A 16,021-nucleotide genomic window follows, 5' to 3' on the forward strand; every position below is an offset into this window, starting at 1 on the left:
AAGAACATGGCCAAATCGATTTTCGATTTGGCCATGTTTTTTTCATTTGTCCTTGATAGAGGTTTCCTGCATGATCCCCATGCAGGAAAGGAGAAGGTGTACCCTGTAGCCACCCGCTTTCGATGGGGCGTGCGGTGAGCCGCTTCGGCAAGCGTGCTCTCACCCTGCACGCTTTTCCCATAGGAGTCGGGTGGCCTCTGCTGCACTGCACTGTGTGGAACTGGATGAGTGAACGCTATCTGGCCATCCACCTTTTTATTAGATATGGATGGAAGATGGGGCGTTCCGTTCCGCTGCGGCCGACCGCTTTCCTGCGGGGTGGACGGTGAGCCGCTTCAGCTGCGCCGCTTGCAGGGTCTCACCTGCCCACTATTCCCGCGGGAGTCGGTCGGCCTCCGCTGCACTGCACTGTGTGCTTTTTAAGACGTGGTAGCTAATGTTAATGGGAAAGATCATTTCATTATGATGGTAAGTAGAGGTAGCGATACTGTTTATCAGATCAGGCTAAAATTCAAATGAATGACTCTATAGTCAGATCGAATATCACCTTGGTTAAAACCACAGAGTGGATTGAAGCGGAAAGCGCCTGTAGCGAAAAGGAACGGTCCTGTGCCCTTTACACACGTTTAAAGAAAAACGATTCCCAAATCGACCATTCGCTTTGAAAACGTCTCACATACAGAACAGCCTTATTTTTTTCCGCACCGTGAAAAAACAAGCTGCCGGCTACCGGCAGCTTGTTGGCTTTTAAAGAAACATTAAGGGTGTATTTGCAAATCCAAGCATTTTTATCAGTGTATCTATTTCGCAAGAAGATCAAACTGTTCGTTCATTCGCAAGATAGTGAAATCAAAGTTTCAATAAAGGAATCTTCACCGTCACCGTTGTCCCCGCACCTTCCTCACTCTCTATTTGCATGGAGCCGCCGTGACGGTGGAGGATCTCTTTGGCAATCGAGAGGCCGAGACCATAGCCTCCGGAGTTTCGTGTGCGTGACAGGTCGGAACGATAGAATCGCTCCCCGATCCTCGGAATCGAGGAAGAAGGGATGCCGATTCCGTGATCCCGTATGGAGATAAGGGCTTCATCTCCCTGCCTTGACGACCGCAGGATGATTTTCCCTTGAGGCTTTGAGTACTTGATGGCATTATCCAATACATTATAGACAACCTGGCGGATCCGATCGGGATCTCCGTTGATGATCGTTTCTTCGTCCAAGGACTTCTCCAGTACAAGATCTTTCTCAAGTGCATGGGGCTGTACGAGAGAAAGTGTATCGGATAGCAGCTCTGAGAGGACAATCGGTTCGAATTCCAAATGAGAGGACGAATCCTCCAATTTATTGAGTTCGAGAAGCTCATTGATCAGCTTCTGCATCCGGATGCTTTCTTTCTGGATCAGTTTTAAGCTTTCCTCCGCATCGTCCGGGTCCGTATGGACTTTATCCATGAGAACAGCCGTGTACCCTCCGATATAGGTGAGAGGGGTCCGTAGCTCGTGGGCAACATTTGATAAGAACTGTCTTTTCCGCTCTTCCTGATTTTCAAGGGAGTCGACCATGTGATTGAAGGTCCGCCCGAGTTCGCTCATTTCATCATTCCTCGACACATCGAGCCTTTTGGAGAAATCCCCGTTTGCTACCCTGTTCGAGAATGCCTTCATCTCTTTGACTGGTTTGAAGAGCGACCCAAGTGTCGACTGGATGATGACGAACAAGAGGAAATAGAACATCGTTCCTGCCAATACAAGGATCGGGATCCCTTTTTGGAACACTTCAGTCATCTCGGCCAAAGGGATGTAGATGTAGATATAGCCCATATGACGTTCTTCATTCATGAGGGGGAATACGGCCCCGACGATATTCCGGTCAAATTCCTTTACGTACCCTTCTTTCAACACATGTTGTCCTTTATCAAGAAGAGCGGTATCTTCCTTGGATAGAAGCGGCTCACCATCCACCTTGTATGGGAAGTTCTCCTTCAATTCATGGAGGCTGTCCACCACATCGACCTTATAGGGGGAGATGACGTTGTACCAGAGGATCTTATCTTTGATATCCCCGCTTACTTCACCGTAGTGGTAATGAGCCGTCGTCCGCTCTCCCTGATAGAGGATCGATTCCTTCATCGTCCCGATATACAGATCCTTATAAAGGAAATGCATGAAAAGGAAGGAAAACAAAATGGTGAAAAGAAGACTAAGAAGAAGAAGCATGGAAACCTTCTTATTCAGTGTCCAGGATCGCTTTTTCAAGGTCTTGCCTCGAATTTATAACCCAGTCCCCAAACGGTTTTGATCAGCATTCCATGGTCCTTCAGCTTTAATCTCAGTGTCTTGATATGGGTGTCCACGGTCCTGTCGCTTCCCTCATAATCGCTTCCCCAGATTTTGTCTAGAAGCTGATCCCGTTTGTACACCCGGCCTTCATTGCGGGCGAGGTATAAGAAGAGCTCATATTCCTTGAGGGTGAGACGGGGGGATAGTTCTTCCACGGTGACGGTTCTGGATGCCAGATTGAAGGAGACGGGACCATAGGTTTCCGACATGGCATGATTGTTCACCTTCAGACCATAGGACCGCCTGAGGATCCCTTCAACTCTTGCCAGAAGTTCTTCTGCATGGAAGGGCTTTACCATATAGTCGTCTCCGCCGAGTTTCAGTCCCTTTACTTTATCCATATCGTCCCCTTTGGCAGAAAGGAAGATAAAAGGGACCTCGCTCGTCTTACGTACCTCTGAAAGGAGCTCATATCCATCCATAAAAGGCATCATGATGTCGACGATCATCATATCGATGGGATTCTCCTTCAAAAGCGATAGCGCCTCGATTCCATTTTCTGCTTCAAAGCAATCATAGTGTTCTTTATGTAAATAAAGTTTAATCAATTTTCTCATAGGTGCCTCATCGTCCACGATAAGGATCTTCCATCGTTTCATCAACCATCTCTCCTTATTGCACATTCCTTCTTACCCATTATAAGACAAATTGGTGAAACTTTTATGTGTATCGGACGGAAAGATGAAAAAATCCCCGGGGTATGCCCCGGGGATGCATCAATGTTGTTTAGTTTCGTTAAAATACTGTACGGACGTCATCGCGCCCTCACTCACCATCTTGTTGTCTTCGACATTCTGAGGGTGAGGGACCCCGCCCTTGTCGACGATGTCGCGGCTCTTCTTTTTGATTTTCGTGACGATCCCGTGTCTGAGATTATGAAGTTGATTCCGTTTTTCCTTAGATGAAAGCAGCCATCCGATGGACCCGGCCGTCACGGTTGCTCCTACAAGAAATGTTTTATTGATTTTCATCATCGATCTCCTCCTTGATTTTATCTTGTTTGGGGTATCTTTTCCCCTGACTCATAAAGTTAAACGTCAGCCATGGACAAAAGCATGGTTTTGAAAGAAAATATTAGCAGGAACAGTGAAGGGAGAGATAGAAGGATGGAGATGAAAAATCAAAAGATCGGGTTCATCGGGACAGGCGTTATGGGAAAAAGCATGGCACGCCATCTTCTGAATGCAGGCTATGAGGTGCTGATCTATACAAGAACGCATTCCAAGGCAGACGATCTCCTCGAGGAAGGTGCAGTTTGGGTGGAAAACCCAGCAGTGGTCGCCAAGGAAGCCGACATTGTGATGACGATGGTAGGGTATCCCTCCGATGTGGAGGAGCTTTATCTCGGGAAAGGAGCCATCCTTGAAAACATGAAGGAAGGAACCATTGCCATTGATTTCACCACCTCTTCACCAAAGCTTGCTGAGACCATTTTCATGGAAGCGAAAACACGTGGTATACATAGTTTGGACGCACCCGTGTCCGGTGGTGATATCGGTGCCAAAAATGGGAGCTTGTCCATCATGGTGGGGGGAGAGGAGGACACGTTTGAAGCCGTCCGGCCCATCCTGGAGATCGTAGGATCGAACGTGGTTCTACAAGGGAGTGCAGGTGCGGGTCAGCACACGAAAATGTGCAACCAGATCACCATCGCCTCGAACATGATCGGAGTCAGCGAAGCCTTGATGTACGCGAAAAAATCTGGACTTGACCCGGATAAGGTCCTGCGGAGCATCACGAGCGGAGCAGCGGGAAGTTGGTCTCTCAGCAACCTCGTTCCCCGGATGATCAAGGGAGACTTTGCCCCAGGCTTCTATGTAAAGCATTTCATAAAGGATTTAAAGATTGCCCTCGATTCTGCCTCAGAAATGGGCATGCGGACGCCCGGTCTGGAGCTCGCTCTAAGCCTATATGAGGAACTGGACGCTCTTGGTGAGGGTGAGAGCGGGACACAGGCCTTGATCAAAGTCCTTGAGCGCTGAAGTTGCAACAATGAACGGAATGATCGACAATGAACATGAAACTATTTTTAGTGAGGTGTTACGATGAGTTTGACAGGTAAGCGCGTGCTGCAGCTCGTAAGCGACGATTTTGAAGATCTGGAATTATGGTATCCTGTCCTTCGTTTGAGGGAAGAAGGGGCAGTCGTCCATATTGCCGGAGAGGAAAAAAACAAAACGTATAAGGGTAAGTACGGAGTTCCCATCACATCCGACCACAGTTTCCATGAAGCGGATGCTGATGAGTACGACGCCATCCTTGTCCCGGGAGGCTGGTCTCCTGATAAGCTGAGAAGATACGACTCCATTCTTTCGCTGATTAAAGAAATGGACAAAGCAAAGAAACCGATCGGACAGATCTGTCACGCTGGCTGGGTTCTCATCTCCGCTAAGATCTTGGACGGTGTAAACGTCACCAGTACTCCGGGAATCAAGGATGATATGGAGAATGCTGGTGCTAAGTGGTTCGATGAGCCCGTTGTCGTTGATGGGCACATCATCTCAAGTAGACGACCACCGGATCTTCCCGACTATATGAGGGAGTTCATCGGGGTCCTTCAAAAAAAATAGAGCGCGATGAACTCTGATAATCACTTCTTTTCTCTCCTTCCGCGATCCGAGACCCTGGAGAAAAAAGTTTGTTTGAATGACTGATGTGTCGTGATGGCAGCACCAGTTGCAATGAATCCGTTGGCAATGCCGTTGAAGTCAAAACCAAGCTTCCAGCCGCTGGCGAGCACCCCGCATAAGAGGAGGATCCAGATGATCAACCAGTCCTCCACATGCGGGGTCTTTTTTAATGCAAACCCGAGAACCCATAGGGCAGGCACCAATATCGTGAGCTGGGGATCAATTGAAATCCCCCTTAATAATTCTTCCATCATCACGCATCTCTCCCTCAACCAGAGTTGTCCTTTTACTAGGATATTCACCGACTACGGAGATTCATGACCGCTATTTGAACGTTTCTTGGAATCTCACCGACACTTGGAGTGACATGCCTTCCCGGGAATGGTATGATATAGCTTGATCACTTGAAAAAAGGAGCTGTTAATAATGGCGAAAAAAGGATACATACTATTCCAAACGGGTGAAAAAATCGAATTCGATCTTTTCCCGAATGAAGCACCAGGAACAGTGGAGAACTTCGAAAAGCTTGCAAAAGAAGGATTTTATGACGGTTTGACTTTCCACCGTGTGATTCCCGGCTTCGTAAGTCAAGGAGGCTGCCCGAACGGTACAGGTACCGGTGGTCCTGGATATACCATCAAATGTGAAACAGAAGGCAACCCTCATAAGCATGAGGCCGGATCTCTTTCCATGGCTCATGCTGGAAAAGACACAGGCGGAAGCCAATTCTTCATCGTCCATGAGCCTCAGCCGCATCTGAACGGTGTTCACACTGTATTCGGTAAAGTAACGTCTGGACTCGAAATCGCAAAAGCGATGAGAAATGGTGACGTAATGGAGAAAGTAGAAGTCTTCGACGCGTAATCAGGCACAAGGGTTGAAATAAATCCGGCGTTGTTGTATTATACTATCTACAGGCTGCGTTGTACGTAACCATAACGAAGTTTTAACCTTTAAGCTGTAATAGGGAGTTTTATATCGAAGTCGGAATGCCATGCCTCCACGATAGAGGACGGCAGGAAACCTTCTGCAAACACCCACTTTGAGGAGTGGTGGTTTAAAACTTTCTTATAATCCGTTACGGCAACTGTGGCTCTTAACACACACATGGAAGCCAGTCTCTCAGGAGGCTGGCTTTTTATGTATGTGCGTATTGGACTTTTAAAAGCAATCCATCATCTCCGTTCTTCAGACATACATAGAAAAGTCGATAATGGCCATATACGGTCGGAACGCTACCAATAATGCTATGGAGGATGTCCCGTATGGAAAAAATTAAGAAAATCAGTATCCCTGATAAGTCCAGAGTGATCGTCATTGGTGATATCCACGGGGAACTCGATCTTTTAAAGGAATTAGTGCAAAAAGTACATGTTCATCGAGACGATCGGTTGTTGTTCATCGGAGATCTATGCGAAAAGGGACCCGACAGCAGCGGCGTGGTGGATTACATCATGGAACTTTCAGTTAAGAGCCCGAACGTACACGTGTTAGAGGGGAATTGTGATACATTGGTGGACGATTTGATGGAATTGAATCCAGATTTGATAGGGTACTTGAATCGTCGAGAAAAATCCCTCTTTCATGAGTGGATGATAAAAGAAGACATGACGTTTTCAGAGGGTACGGGGATAGAAGAAATGAAGAATGTCCTGGTGAATAGCTTCAGTAAGCAGATCGAGTGGCTTTCAGGACTTCCCACCGCCATCGAAAGCGAACGGTATCTATTTGTACATGCAGGGATTGACCCAGGGGAAGAGTGGCAGGAAACGAGCCGGATGGAGGCATTGACGAAGAGGGCGTTCATGGAAGGGTATCACTGTGCAGGTAAACAGGTCATCGTTGGACATTGGCCTGTGGTCAATTACATTGAAAATGGCTTCTCCCATGCACCATTAATCAACCACGACAAGAAAATGATCTCCATCGATGGCGGTTGTGCCGTGAAATCGTCCGGACAATTGAATGCACTGATCATCGAATCAGGAGCATACTCCTTCATGTATGTCGATCATCTTCCTGATTTCGAGGTTAAAGGCGATTATATGCCGCACAATCAAGAGGCGGCCGGCATCACGTTCCCGGATTATGAGATCGAACGGTTGGAAGTGGCAGAGGATTTCAGCCGATGCATGCATAAAAAGACGGAAAGAATGTTCTGGGTTAAAAATGAATACATAGAGGATGATGGTCATAACGTGAAGGACGATGTGTCATGCACCTTGCTTCCTGTAACAAGCGGTGAAAGGGTGCAGTTGGTGGATGGAGGATGTACAGGATTTGATTTGGTGAAAAAAGAGGGCAGGGTGGGGTGGATTCCCAAGGGGTTACTCAAGTAAAGGTGCCCCTCCTGTCCGTACATGGTTAAGTGTCCCGCAACAAGCGAATGTCCAGGAGGGGCACCTCAACTATACCAGAGGCAAACCGATCGTTCAAATACATCATAATAATATTATGTAAACAAAATAAATCAAAACGAAATCCCTCACAAAAGGAGGGATTCAAGCCTTCATATTTTTAAACAACGATTTGATGGAGCGTGGAAGATCCTTTGCTTCTTCAACTGTCATCGTGATGCTATCCTTCTTGAACTCGATATCCTTCTGGATTTCCTGTTGGGTGGCCTGAAGCTGGGACGATTCGTCTGTCAATTTATTCATTCTTCCCTGGATGCTTTCCACCTGTTCATTCATACGATTGATGACCGGTTTAGTCGTTTTTAACGTTCGGACAATGGATACGCCGAGCATGATGATGGCAATCACCACGATGGCGATGCTGATATAAACAATCCACATGTCGATTCCTCCTTCTTACGGATATGTATACTTACTATGTTCCCTTTTTCACTTTAAAAAAACGCATGCTCGTGATTATTATAGACGAATGTGGCGTCTCCTTGTAATCTTAAGAGTATAAAACAAAGTGGAGAGAAGGGATGCGTTTTGTTAAAAGCAATTTTTTTCGATTTGGATGACACGTTATTATGGGATGCTAAAAGCATTTCCGAAGCATTTGGTGCCACATGCCGGTATGCAGCAACTCAGGTGAAAGTGGATGCTGATGAGCTGGAATCTTCTGTGAGGGCTTCTGCTAGAGAGCTTTATGCCTCGTATGATACATATGAATTCACACAAATGATCGGGATCAACCCATTCGAAGGTCTTTGGGGGGATTTTTTCGACGATCATGACGAAAATTTCACCAAGCTTAGCCGGATTGCCCCGGGCTATCGTGAAGAAGCCTGGAAAAACGGACTAGAACGAGAAGGTGTGAGGGTGGAGGGTCTAGGAGAAGAACTTGCCGAACGCTTTAGGGAAGAACGCAAGAAGCATCCTTTTGTATACGATGAAACATTCGATGTACTCGAGAAGGTGAAAGATTCGTATGAACTGATCCTTTTGACAAACGGATCACCCCATCTGCAGCATACCAAGCTTGAACTGACGCCTGAATTGGTCCCATACTTCAAGGAAATCATCGTTTCAGGGGCAGTCGGGAAAGGAAAGCCGGAGCCCGAGATGTTTGAGATTGCACTCGAGAAAGTCGGGATAGCAAAGGAAGAAGCCATCATGGTAGGCGATAATCTGAATACAGATATAAAAGGTGCCAATCAATGCGGGATTAGGACCGTTTGGATCAATCATCATCAAAAGAAGCCTGAATTGGTTACTCCGACTTTTGAGATTGATCGTTTGGCCGGTCTCATTCCACTGCTCGATCGTCTTTGATTAGACACTGCAAGGAGGTAGCGTTTTGGTCAAAAGTAGCTGTTCCCTAAATGTTCATGCGCCCATCGAAGCCGTATGGGATTTCATATCCGAGTTGGAAGAGTGGGCTCCCCTCGTCTCAGGGTATATAGGTCACAGGCGTTTTGCTCGCGATCACGTAGAATGGAAGATGAAGATCCCTTATGGCATCATAAAAAAAACGGTCACGGCGGAGGTCAGGGTGAAGGAATGGATCCCGCCGGAGAAAATCAGCTTCGCTCTGGAAGATGCCAAAGGATCTTTCGTAGGATGTGGTGAATTCACGGCAAAAGCAGACGCGGAGGGGACCATCATGAACGGATGGCTGTCCATGAATCCGAAAGGCTCTCGAAAGTGGGTTCCGGACAGGATATTCGAAGGAATCATGGAAGAAATGATCGTGTCGTTGTCACATGCCATCAAAATCAGGTTGGAACAAAACTAAGCCCGCTGGATTGCGGGCTTTTTGTGCTGCATCCAACTATGATAAACTAAAGATTCTTAGAATAATATGATTGGGGAATACAGCATGCAAAAGCTTCAGGACGTAAGGGAAGAAGCCATAAATGAAACGAAACAAAAAATAGATGAAGATATCATGCGCTACATGCAGGAGAGAAAAAGCTGCCCGACGTTCGATGACTATGTAACAGATAGAAGGTCTTTCTTTCATCAGGTGTGGATCAATACGTGGTTGAATAGGGTAACCAATGACCTCATGCTCAGCCATAAAAAGGCCTTTCTCCGCAGCCGGGGAATCGAACTGAACGGAATGGAGAAAAAATGGGTCAATCAGCTTTTCCGGAACGAGATAAGGGAGATAGACCCATTCGATGGAGAAGCTTGGTTAAAAGAGACAGTCAAGGCCGGTCAGGAGTGGAAGGACCGTTTCGATGCAGTCAAAGATCAACAGAAGGAAGATCATGCTCGTATAAAGCGTTCCACGCTCCAAAAGGAAATCAGAAGGGACATCCTTCAGTGGGTGGAAGACCAGGTTGGGAAAAAGGAGCTTACATGGTACGCAGAGCTTCGCTATCTCATGGCCCAGAAAGTTGCAGCCGACATCGGGAGTAAGAAAAAATTCATCCTTGAGGAAGACCAGCTAAGAGAAGAGGGTGCATTCCATTCTTTACACTATCCTTTACTGGATGATTTCATGGGAGAATTCACGGGATCCCTGAATAAAAAAAGTGAGAATTGGGACCGGGATGCCTGGGAGTATGAAACGTATCTGGCCCCTTACGAGCGATTCAGTTCCTATCATGCCGATCAGCTGATCATGAATTCCCTGCTTGAAGCCCTACCGGAAGACCACCTCGAACGCTATCTGGAAGCCTTCGGTCAGCCCTTGAATATGGAAAGGCTGAGCAGGATGAATCACCCGCTATTCTTGTCGATGATGAACACCTGGTTTAATTGGCTCGGTGAAGAAAAGGTAGAACGCCTCCTTGAGATTGCGGAAGAACCGTGGGATCCCGAAGTCCAGCTGACCAGCTTGGCAGCAGATATGGAAGAGAGAGAAAAGCGCGAACGGGAAGAACGGGAAGAACAGGAGAGGAAACAGCGGGAAGAGGAGGCTATGCTGGAGTCCATTTTTGGACGGGAGTACAGTGCCCCTGGTAAGAGCAATATCCGCTATATCCTGCATCTCGGTGAAACGAATACAGGCAAAACCCATACCGCACTGGAAAGCATGAAAAAAGCCCGAAGTGGCATGTATCTTGCACCTTTGCGCCTTCTTGCCCTGGAGGTTTACGATAAACTAAATCGTGAGGGAATCCCATGTAATCTGAAAACCGGTGAAGAAGAGAAAGTGACTGTTGGTGCACTTCATAGTGCCAGTACCGTGGAAATGTTCCATGAGAAGGATCAATATGACGTGGTTGTGATCGATGAAGCCCAGATGATTTCCGATCAGGACAGGGGCTACGCATGGTATCGGGCCATTACCAAATCCAGGGCGAAGGAAGTCCATATCATTGGCAGCAGCAATGTGGAAGAGCTTTTATTCCGTTTGCTCAGTGAGGAAGATGTTACGGTCCATCACTATAAACGCGAGATTCCCCTGCAGGTGGAAGCAAAGGAATTCAAGCTTCGGAGCGCCAAGAATGGAGATGCGATCGTCTGTTTTTCAAGGAAAAAGGTTCTGGAGACAGCCTCGAGGCTTCAGTCGGGCGGGCATAAGGTGAGTATGATCTATGGAAGCATGCCGCCTGAAACCCGGAAAAAGCAGATGATGCAATTCATAGAAGGGAAGACGAACCTCATCGTTTCCACGGATGCCATCGGAATGGGTCTCAATCTTCCCATCCGGAGGATCGTATTCCTTGAAACGGAGAAATTCGATGGGACAAGGAGAAGGCGGCTTTCTTCACAGGAAGTTAAACAGATTGCCGGTCGTGCTGGACGGAAGGGGCTTTATGAAGTAGGTAAGGTTTCATTCAGCAGGCACGTCAAAGCGATGGAAAAACTCCTGCATCAGGAAGACCGCCCCCTCAATCGTTTTGCCGTTGCACCCACCTCTTCGGTCTTTGAACGGTTCCAGCGCTACAGTAATCACTTGGGGACCTTCTTCGAGCTTTGGGATCGATTCGAGTCTCCTGAAGGAACCGAGAAGGCTTCGTTGATTGAGGAAAAAGAGCTGTATGAACGGATCGAGGGATCAGACATCGAAGCCAGGCTTTCCCTGGACGACCTTTACGGCTTTCTTCACCTTCCTTTCAGCAAAAAGGAGGATCGCCTGACTACACAGTGGCTCCAATGCATGCATGCCATCATCGATGGTGAGGAGCTCCCGGAACCGGTCATCAGGACACGAAATTTGGAACAACAGGAACTATCGTATAAATCCGTGGGCTTACATCTTCTCTTTCTCTATCGGCTAGGCCGCCAGACAGAAGCTGCCTATTGGGAGCGGGTCAGGGAAGAGATAGCAGATGGCGTGCATGATACCCTTTCAGACGAAGTTCAATCCTACAGCCGCACGTGCAGGAGCTGCGGGAAAAAGCTGCCGCCTGAGTTCGGGTTTTCCATCTGTGACCGCTGCCATGGCAACAGGTCGAAACGAAAAAGGAGAAGGCTGAGCTGATGATGGGTATTATGACTCAAAATATGGTACGATGCCTCTAGAATAAACAGTAAAGAGGTGCAAGGGATGAAAATAGAAGTATGGTCTGATTATGTTTGTCCATTTTGTTATATAGGAAAACGGCGCCTGGAGCAGGCACTTGAGCAGTTTGATCATGCAGATGAGGTGGAAGTCGAGTTCAAGAGCTTTGAACTTGATCCCAACTTCCCTAAGGATACGGATAAGAACATCCATCAGCTGATCGCGTCCAAATACGGGATCACCGAAGAACAGGCAAGGAATAATTCCGTAAGCCTCACCCAACAGGCGGCTGCCGTTGGCCTTGATTTCCGTTTTGATACAAGTGTGCCGACGAATACATTCGATGCTCATCGTCTTACTAAATTCGCACAGTCCAAAGGAAAAGAGAGCGAATTGACGGAGCTGCTGTTAAAAGCGCACTTTACCGATTCCAAGCATGTCGGAGATGAAGCGACCCTTCTCGACCTTGGTGAGTCAGTCGGATTGGACAGGAACGAGGCCGCCGAAGTCCTTAAGGGCGAAGCCTATGCGCAGGAAGTCCGAATGGACGAAGCGGAAGCCAGGGAGATCGGAGTACAGGGGGTACCATTCTTTGTGATTAACAGAAAATATGCCATTTCCGGCGCTCAACCACCTGAGGTCTTCCGTGATGCCCTGCAAAAAGTATGGCAAGAAGAATCCCGTTCTCCTTTGACGTCCCTGAATACGAACCAAGGGATGACATGTGATGAAAATGGATGCGACATACCCGGTGATAAGTAATTGAACCGCCGGGCAGTAAGTTAGAGTTCCCACCCTGCAATCGAGAGCGAGTTTTCATGAGCCGGTCGTAGGTGACAAATCAAAAAATCCATCCTTCAGATAGGATGGATTTTTTGCTGTCTAGATGAGGTTTATTCACTATAGAAGTTCTCTGTATAATAGGGCTGGGCCTTTTCGTTGAACGAAACCCCTACACCGAGGAACTCATAATGGGACTGAAGGATGTTTTCACGATGGCCCATCGAGTTCATGAGCCCCTCATGGGCAAAGATCGAGCTGAGCTGTCCATAGGCAAGATTTTCCCCTGCCGTCCTGAAGGCGACCTGATCATCGGCCATCCGGTCGAACGGCGATTCCCCTTCAAGATTTGTGTGGCTGAAGTAGTTGTTTTCGGCCATGTCATCACTATGTTTCCTTGCGGTTTCCCTCACATGATCATCCCAAGTCAGGACGGATTCCCCCATCCGGACCCGGATGGCATTCGTGAGGTCGAAAAGCTGGTATTCAAATCCTTCTTTCATGGAAGCGGAGGCTTCGGTGTAATAATCCTTTTTCTCGTTCTCCAACCCTGAATCGATCACCTGGATGGCTGTGACCGTGTTGTTCTCATGCTTATCATAAAAGATCGTCACATAGGAATCGTCGACTTCGAAAACATCATGCTCCCCGTCGGTCTGGAGCTGAAACAAGGTCATCCCCTTTCTGATATGTTCGAGTGGTTTGCCCATTTCATTCCGCACATCCTCTTTGGAGGCGCCTATTTTGATGCCGGTCGTTGAAGAGATCAGATCCTGATTCGTGTAAAGACCATTGACTTTTCCATTGTCATCATAAGACGCCAGGAAGAAATTCTGGTAGTGGTCATGATAGGCGAACCACTCTACACCATATTCATTCATGGAATGCCTTTGGGGATCACCCGCTTGTTCTTCCACCTCTTTCTTGTCAGCGCCAAGTTCGATATTGTGAACAGAGAAGGTTTCACTGCTCGGGGTCGTCAGCGCCGGCTTCTCTGCCTGTTGTGCTTCAGGTTCCTGCTCCTTGCCCCCTTTAAAGTCATCCAGCTTTGAAAGAAGGGATTGCATCCCCTGATCAAGTCCGTCTATCGCACCCTGGACGTCATCCCGTTCCTTGAACTCCTGGAATTTGTCCATGATGGAGCCGAGACTGGATGCCTCAACCTGTTCAATCCATAGTGGTTTGGTGATATATGCAGCTGCTATAAGTACGATAAGCAGTAGTAGTTTTTTCACGATATACAACTCCATTCTTACATCCATTTTAACCAAATGCAGTACAAAGTAAAAAGAAAAAGCTATTACCAGTTTGTTTTACCTCGGGGGTGTTCGGGTAAGATACACACATACGTGTAATGAGGGGGAAGTGTTTCATGAATTTATCTCATCAAGAGCGCATTCAGCTCCATGAATTCAATAATCTGACAAAATCATTAAGTTTTAATATGTACGACGTATGCTATACGAAGACGCGGGAAGAGCGGGAAGCGTATATCGAATATATTGATGAACAATACAATGCAGAACGTCTGACGGGCATCCTGACACATGTATCGGATATCATCGGGGCGCATGTGTTGAATGTGTCCAAGCAGGATTATGTCCCACAGGGGGCAAGCGTCACCATCCTTGTATCTGAAGGACCGATCGTCGAGGTCCCCACTGAACATTTTGATGAATCTCCCGGTCCTCTCCCGGCAAGCGCCGCCATGCATTTGGACAAGAGCCATATTACTGTCCACACATATCCTGAATATCATCCACATGAAGGAATCAGTACCTTCCGTGCGGACATTGATGTGTCCACCTGCGGAGAAATATCTCCCTTAAAGGCATTGAATTACCTCATTCACTCCTTTGATACGGATATCATGACGATGGACTACCGAGTGAGGGGATTCACCCGGGATATCAATGGGCGCAAGCTTTTTATCGATCATGATATTCAATCCATCCAAAATTATATACCTGAGGCGATCAAAGAAGAATACGATATGATTGACGTGAATGTCTATCCGCAGAACATCTTCCATACAAAATGTAAGTTGAAGGAATTTGATCTGAACAACTATCTGTTCGGTTACACGGAAGACCGCCTCGGTGAAGGAGAGGCGAATGAAATCACAAGCAAACTGAAGAAGGAAATGGATGAGATCTTTTATGGTAAGAACATGGATAAGAGGGAGTAGGAAAGGCGCCCGTGTCACAGGGCGTCTTTTTTTTGCCCGATTCACGGGGGCAGGCTGTAAGACATATGGTTAACTATGGGCGAACTCCCTTCCCTGCATAAAGGGAAGAGTGAAGAGAGGATGATTCGATGTCGTCTAAACATTATTTTGCATGTGGGAACACTGCCAAAGGGTTGATCAGTTTATCGGATTCCGCTTTTGAAGAGTTGAAAAAGGTGTATATTCTCGACGGCGGTCCAGGGGCTGGTAAGTCGACGCTTCTAAAAGAGATCGGTACACGGTTGGAGAAAAAGGGATATCACTTGGACTACATCCATAGTGCCTTGGAGCCTGATGCCCTGGATGCTGTCCTTTTGCCGGAGAAGGGGATCGGTGTAATCGATGGCAGTGAAATGTTCAATGTTGCCCAGGCGGTCGTGGAAAGGGTCGACCTCACAAAGTCCCTGGATATGGAAAAACTAGCGGATCATACTCAAGACGTGTTGACGTATTTCAATCAGTTCATCGGAAAACGTCAGGAAGCATATGATACATTTGCAGCGTCCTTAAGGGACCATGATGATATCGAAAAAGTGTACATTTCCAATATGGACTTCGAAGAAGCCGATACCCTGACAGGGGAATTAATCGACACCTTCTTTGGAGGGGGAAATAAGGGCACGGAAGGGAAAATTACACGTCGATTCCTCGGTGCTGCAACTCCGGTCGGTGCAATCGATCATATTCAGAACCTCACCGAAGGGATACATGACAGGTTCTTCATCAAGGGCAGGGCCGGATCCGGTAAGTCGACGATGCTGAAGAAAATTGCGGCAAGCGGCAGAGAAAAAGGGTTCAGCGTGGAAGTATACCACTGCGGCTTTGATCCGAACAGCCTCGATATGGTCATTCTTCGGGAACAGGGGATCGCCATTTTTGACAGTACGGCACCCCATGAGTATTTCCCTTCACGTGAAGGTGATCACATCGTCGATATGTATGAACGATGTATCACGGAAGGAACCGATGAAACATATAGTCGAGAGATTGAAGAAGCGACAAAAGGCTACAAAGATAAAATGAAGGAAGCGATCCAGACGCTGAAAGAAGCAAAGGATTTCCGTGACCAGATGAAGGGTATCTATGTCGACCTTATGGATTTCAATGAGGTCGAGCAGATAACAGAAGAACTCTACCACCGAATCGAAGTAGAAATTCAATGATGTTGGAATAAGGCGAGGGAACGTTT

Annotated in this window: 17 protein-coding genes and 1 other RNA gene; 12 read left to right on the forward strand and 6 right to left on the reverse strand. The window is 47.3% G+C overall.

Going from position 1 to position 16,021, the window contains the following annotated elements; all coding sequences use genetic code 11:
• The first annotated feature begins 6 nt into the window (after window positions 1-6).
• Window positions 7-138 carry a hypothetical protein gene (locus ACNA6I_RS05045; RefSeq protein ID WP_269454532.1) on the forward strand — a complete coding sequence of 44 codons (132 nt, stop codon included), beginning with the start codon at window positions 7-9 and terminating at the stop codon, window positions 136-138.
• A 711-nt stretch (window positions 139-849) separates the two neighbouring features.
• Here the strand turns inward: ACNA6I_RS05045 and ACNA6I_RS05050 are convergent.
• The 3 genes from ACNA6I_RS05050 to ACNA6I_RS05060 all read right to left on the reverse strand — a co-directional run bounded on the left by ACNA6I_RS05050 (window position 850) and on the right by ACNA6I_RS05060 (window position 3,311).
• Window positions 850-2,253: a sensor histidine kinase gene (locus ACNA6I_RS05050; RefSeq protein ID WP_048003748.1), complete on the reverse strand. Its 1,404-nt coding sequence runs from the start codon at window positions 2,251-2,253 to the stop codon at window positions 850-852.
• Window positions 2,250-2,936, reverse strand: coding sequence for a response regulator transcription factor (locus ACNA6I_RS05055; RefSeq protein WP_048003747.1), 687 nt, complete (start codon window positions 2,934-2,936; stop codon window positions 2,250-2,252). Before ACNA6I_RS05055 ends, ACNA6I_RS05050 begins: the two co-directional genes overlap by 4 nt.
• 117 nt (window positions 2,937-3,053) lie before the next feature.
• Entirely contained in the window at window positions 3,054-3,311 is a 258-nt protein-coding gene (locus tag ACNA6I_RS05060) for a hypothetical protein (protein ID WP_053071899.1), read from the reverse strand.
• 81 nt (window positions 3,312-3,392) lie between these two features.
• Between ACNA6I_RS05060 and ACNA6I_RS05065 the strand changes: the two genes are divergently transcribed.
• Together ACNA6I_RS05065 and ACNA6I_RS05070 are read left to right on the forward strand one after the other, a co-directional pair.
• A complete protein-coding gene (locus ACNA6I_RS05065; protein ID WP_082140713.1) occupies window positions 3,393-4,319 on the forward strand; it encodes an NAD(P)-dependent oxidoreductase in 927 nt (308 codons plus the stop codon).
• Between the two features lie 63 nt (window positions 4,320-4,382).
• Entirely contained in the window at window positions 4,383-4,907 is a 525-nt protein-coding gene (locus tag ACNA6I_RS05070; RefSeq protein WP_048003745.1) for a type 1 glutamine amidotransferase domain-containing protein, read from the forward strand.
• Window positions 4,908-4,927: 20 nt separating this feature from the next.
• Here the strand turns inward: ACNA6I_RS05070 and ACNA6I_RS05075 are convergent, their stop codons facing one another.
• The gene (locus ACNA6I_RS05075; RefSeq protein ID WP_231578769.1) at window positions 4,928-5,221 is read right to left on the reverse strand and encodes a phage holin family protein; all 294 of its coding nucleotides are present in this window, start codon (window positions 5,219-5,221) and stop codon (window positions 4,928-4,930) included.
• Window positions 5,222-5,393: 172 nt separating this feature from the next.
• Between ACNA6I_RS05075 and ACNA6I_RS05080 the strand changes: the two genes are divergently transcribed.
• From ACNA6I_RS05080 to ACNA6I_RS05090, 3 genes are all read left to right on the forward strand, one after another.
• Window positions 5,394-5,831, forward strand: coding sequence for a peptidylprolyl isomerase (locus tag ACNA6I_RS05080; protein ID WP_252264758.1), 438 nt, complete (start codon window positions 5,394-5,396; stop codon window positions 5,829-5,831).
• A gap of 48 nt (window positions 5,832-5,879) precedes the next feature.
• A non-coding RNA gene (ssrS, locus tag ACNA6I_RS05085) (6S RNA) lies at window positions 5,880-6,067 on the forward strand.
• A gap of 165 nt (window positions 6,068-6,232) precedes the next feature.
• Window positions 6,233-7,306, forward strand: a complete 1,074-nt coding sequence (locus tag ACNA6I_RS05090; RefSeq protein ID WP_252264757.1) for a metallophosphoesterase family protein — start codon at window positions 6,233-6,235, stop codon at window positions 7,304-7,306.
• 162 nt (window positions 7,307-7,468) lie between these two features.
• On the opposite strand, the gene ACNA6I_RS05095 is transcribed toward ACNA6I_RS05090, so the two are convergent.
• Complete coding sequence (locus ACNA6I_RS05095) at window positions 7,469-7,765, reverse strand: DUF948 domain-containing protein (protein ID WP_048003742.1); 297 nt, start codon at window positions 7,763-7,765, stop codon at window positions 7,469-7,471.
• Window positions 7,766-7,912: 147 nt separating this feature from the next.
• On the opposite strand from ACNA6I_RS05095, the gene ACNA6I_RS05100 reads away from it, so the two are divergent.
• From ACNA6I_RS05100 to ACNA6I_RS05115, 4 genes are all read left to right on the forward strand, one after another.
• Window positions 7,913-8,698, forward strand: coding sequence for an HAD family hydrolase (locus ACNA6I_RS05100; RefSeq protein WP_048014450.1), 786 nt, complete (start codon window positions 7,913-7,915; stop codon window positions 8,696-8,698).
• A gap of 25 nt (window positions 8,699-8,723) precedes the next feature.
• Window positions 8,724-9,161, forward strand: coding sequence for a CoxG family protein (locus tag ACNA6I_RS05105; RefSeq protein ID WP_053072379.1), 438 nt, complete (start codon window positions 8,724-8,726; stop codon window positions 9,159-9,161).
• Between the two features lie 84 nt (window positions 9,162-9,245).
• Window positions 9,246-11,804 carry a helicase-related protein gene (locus ACNA6I_RS05110; RefSeq protein WP_416313015.1) on the forward strand — a complete coding sequence of 853 codons (2,559 nt, stop codon included), beginning with the start codon at window positions 9,246-9,248 and terminating at the stop codon, window positions 11,802-11,804.
• A 66-nt stretch (window positions 11,805-11,870) separates the two neighbouring features.
• Entirely contained in the window at window positions 11,871-12,587 is a 717-nt protein-coding gene (locus ACNA6I_RS05115; protein ID WP_416313016.1) for a DsbA family oxidoreductase, read from the forward strand.
• Between the two features lie 131 nt (window positions 12,588-12,718).
• Here ACNA6I_RS05115 and ACNA6I_RS05120 read toward each other — a convergent pair whose 3' ends face one another.
• On the reverse strand, window positions 12,719-13,840 hold the full coding sequence (locus ACNA6I_RS05120; RefSeq protein WP_231578766.1) for a CAP domain-containing protein: 1,122 nt from the start codon (window positions 13,838-13,840) through the stop codon (window positions 12,719-12,721).
• Between the two features lie 137 nt (window positions 13,841-13,977).
• Here ACNA6I_RS05120 and speD point away from each other — a divergent pair, with 137 nt between their 5' ends.
• On the forward strand, window positions 13,978-14,793 hold the full coding sequence (speD, locus tag ACNA6I_RS05125) for an adenosylmethionine decarboxylase (RefSeq protein ID WP_048003737.1): 816 nt from the start codon (window positions 13,978-13,980) through the stop codon (window positions 14,791-14,793).
• A 128-nt stretch (window positions 14,794-14,921) separates the two neighbouring features.
• Window positions 14,922-15,995, forward strand: a complete 1,074-nt coding sequence (locus ACNA6I_RS05130) for a PRK06851 family protein (RefSeq protein WP_251526636.1) — start codon at window positions 14,922-14,924, stop codon at window positions 15,993-15,995.
• The last annotated feature ends 26 nt before the right edge of the window (window positions 15,996-16,021 follow it).

This window comes from Rossellomorea sp. FS2 (genome assembly GCF_047915635.1).
Taxonomy (GTDB): domain Bacteria; phylum Bacillota; class Bacilli; order Bacillales; family Bacillaceae_B; genus Rossellomorea; species Rossellomorea marisflavi_A.

Bases quoted from the DNA above. Each gene is read 5' to 3' on its own strand.
- ACNA6I_RS05075 (WP_231578769.1), bottom strand. From the start codon at position 5,221: ATGATGGAAGAATTATTAAGGGGGATTTCAATTGATCCCCAGCTCACG.
- ACNA6I_RS05055 (WP_048003747.1), bottom strand. From the start codon at position 2,936: ATGAAACGATGGAAGATCCTTATCGTGGACGATGAGGCACCTATGAGA.
- ACNA6I_RS05065 (WP_082140713.1), top strand. From the start codon at position 3,393: ATGGTTTTGAAAGAAAATATTAGCAGGAACAGTGAAGGGAGAGATAGA.
- ACNA6I_RS05080 (WP_252264758.1), top strand. From the start codon at position 5,394: ATGGCGAAAAAAGGATACATACTATTCCAAACGGGTGAAAAAATCGAA.
- ACNA6I_RS05110 (WP_416313015.1), top strand. From the start codon at position 9,246: ATGCAAAAGCTTCAGGACGTAAGGGAAGAAGCCATAAATGAAACGAAA.
- ACNA6I_RS05090 (WP_252264757.1), top strand. From the start codon at position 6,233: ATGGAAAAAATTAAGAAAATCAGTATCCCTGATAAGTCCAGAGTGATC.
- speD (WP_048003737.1), top strand. From the start codon at position 13,978: ATGAATTTATCTCATCAAGAGCGCATTCAGCTCCATGAATTCAATAAT.
- ACNA6I_RS05045 (WP_269454532.1), top strand. From the start codon at position 7: ATGGCCAAATCGATTTTCGATTTGGCCATGTTTTTTTCATTTGTCCTT.
- ACNA6I_RS05115 (WP_416313016.1), top strand. From the start codon at position 11,871: ATGAAAATAGAAGTATGGTCTGATTATGTTTGTCCATTTTGTTATATA.
- ACNA6I_RS05070 (WP_048003745.1), top strand. From the start codon at position 4,383: ATGAGTTTGACAGGTAAGCGCGTGCTGCAGCTCGTAAGCGACGATTTT.
- ACNA6I_RS05130 (WP_251526636.1), top strand. From the start codon at position 14,922: ATGTCGTCTAAACATTATTTTGCATGTGGGAACACTGCCAAAGGGTTG.
- ACNA6I_RS05095 (WP_048003742.1), bottom strand. From the start codon at position 7,765: ATGTGGATTGTTTATATCAGCATCGCCATCGTGGTGATTGCCATCATC.
- ACNA6I_RS05060 (WP_053071899.1), bottom strand. From the start codon at position 3,311: ATGATGAAAATCAATAAAACATTTCTTGTAGGAGCAACCGTGACGGCC.